General features: G+C 59.5%; 3 protein-coding genes. All 3 read left to right on the top strand.

From position 1 onward, the window contains the following. Positions 1-466, top strand: a 466-nt coding sequence (locus tag CQ12_RS20520; protein ID WP_157088355.1) for a TonB-dependent receptor domain-containing protein, incomplete at its 5' end; no start/stop codon positions are given. 9 nt (positions 467-475) lie between these two features. Continuing rightward, entirely contained in the window at positions 476-1,639 is a 1,164-nt protein-coding gene (locus CQ12_RS20515; protein ID WP_057837126.1) for a PepSY-associated TM helix domain-containing protein, read from the top strand. Next, positions 1,639-1,839 (top strand): hypothetical protein, encoded by a 201-nt coding sequence (locus CQ12_RS20510; protein WP_057837125.1) that lies wholly within the window; start codon positions 1,639-1,641, stop codon positions 1,837-1,839. Before CQ12_RS20515 ends, CQ12_RS20510 begins: the two co-directional genes overlap by 1 nt. The last annotated feature ends 123 nt before the right edge of the window (positions 1,840-1,962 follow it).

The raw sequence follows: 1,962 nt of genomic DNA, 5'->3' as shown, positions 1-1,962 counted from the left end.
GCGCGTACGCGGCATCGAACTGGAGGCGCGCGGCAACGTTACGCGAGAGCTGGAGATTATTGGCGCCTTCAGCAAATTTGATCCCAAGGTGACCAAGAGCAATGATGGTTTTGTCGGCAATTATTTGCCCAATACCGCTCTCCAACAGGCCGCGTTGTGGACCAAATACACCTTCTATGACGGCCCCGTCGCCGGCCTCGGGATCGGCGGCGGCGTTCGTTACGTCGGCCAGAGTTATGGCGATAGCGCCAACACGATCCTGATTCCGGACTACGTCCTGTTCGATGCCACGGTCAGCTTCGACTTCAAATATCTGCGGCCTGATCTCAAAGGATGGAGCGCGCAGATCAACGCGACCAATCTGACCAACAAGTATTACGTGGCATCCTGTTTAACAGGTCTCCCCTATTGCGGTCTCGGTTCGGCACGTACGGTGCTCGGCACGGTCAAGTATGCTTGGAACTAGGGCGGTCAGTTGACGGCGGCGACACGATCACTTCGGCGATGGGGCCTCGTCCACAAATGGACGAGCCTGATCTGCACGCTGTTCATGCTGATGCTGTGCATCACCGGTCTGCCGCTCATCTTTCACGAGGAGATCGACGACCTCCTGAACCCCGGAGTGAAGCCTGCGGAAGTTTCCCCCGGCACGCCCTTTGCCGATCTGGATCGGCTTCTCGCCAACGCGCTGGCGAATGCGCCCATGAAGGTGCCGCATTTCCTGATCTGGGATCGCGACGATCCCAATGCGATGTTCGTGAGCGTCGGCGAGTCCATCACTTCAGACCCCACGAAGAATCGTTTCGTCCGGATGGATTCGCATACCGGTGCCTATCTCGATTCGCCCGACGTCACCGGCCGCTTCACCTACGTCATGCTCAAGCTGCACACTGACATGTTTGCCGGTTTGCCGGGCAAGCTGTTCCTTGGGTTGATGGGGATCCTGTTCTGTGTCGCGATCATATCGGGGATCGTCGTCTATGCACCGTCGATGCGGAAGCTGGACTTCGGCGCCTACCGCAGCCAGCGCCCGCGCATCGTGCGCTGGCTCGATATCCACAATCTGGCAGGCATTCTGCTTGTCATGTGGACGCTCGTGGTCGGCTTCACCGGCGTGATCAACACGTGGGCCGATCTCGTTCTCAAGATGTGGCAATACGGTCAGTTGGCCGAGATGACGGCGCAATACCGCGATCGTGCGCCGCCCGCCACGCTGACTTCGCTTCAGGCTGCCGTGGACGTTGCGGCGCGCGCCGCACCGGGAATGACGCCGAGCTTCGTCGCCTTTCCGGGAACGGTCTTCAGCAGCAAGAGCCACTACATCGTCTTCCTGAAGGGCGACACGCCCGTGACGTCACGCTTGCTGAAGCCGGCCTTGATCGATGCGGAAACCGGCAAGCTCACCGACAGTCGTGATATGCCCTGGTATGTCACGACCCTCTTCATTTCGCAGCCCCTGCATTTCGGCGACTATGGCGGCATGCCGCTCAAGATCCTCTGGGCATTGCTCGACGTGCTGACAATCATGGTCCTGGGTACTGGCGTCTATCTCTGGCTGCGTCGGCGCAAGGCCGGCGTCAGCGTCGATCGCGCCATCGCCCAAGGCTCCGCGGTCAATGCCCCTCTGATGTCCTCCTGATGGTCGTCGTGAAGAATCGTCGAACGCTTGGACAGATTTTTGCCGCGCCGATCGCCATCGGTGCGCTGAGCACCGTGGGCCTTCTTGCTGCCCTGGTCGGAGATGGCGTGTGGGACGCCGTATCGTGGCTCGCGCTGGCCTTGCCCATCCTGCTGTATCTGTTCTTCGTGGCGCGCCGACCGTGCGTTGGGTCCAGCTAGAGCATGATCCGGAAAAGTGGAAACCGGTTTTCCGAAAAGATCATGCTCAAACAGGGAGATGAGATCATGATGCGATTCCTTCAAATCGCATCATGATCTAGGAACGGCACGCGAGACCTCGGG

Origin of the sequence: Bradyrhizobium jicamae (genome assembly GCF_001440395.1) — a bacterium.
Lineage (GTDB): Bacteria > Pseudomonadota > Alphaproteobacteria > Rhizobiales > Xanthobacteraceae > Bradyrhizobium > Bradyrhizobium jicamae.
The sequence above is the reverse complement of the archived record's forward strand: the minus strand, read 5'-3'. Positions and strand labels throughout refer to the sequence as shown.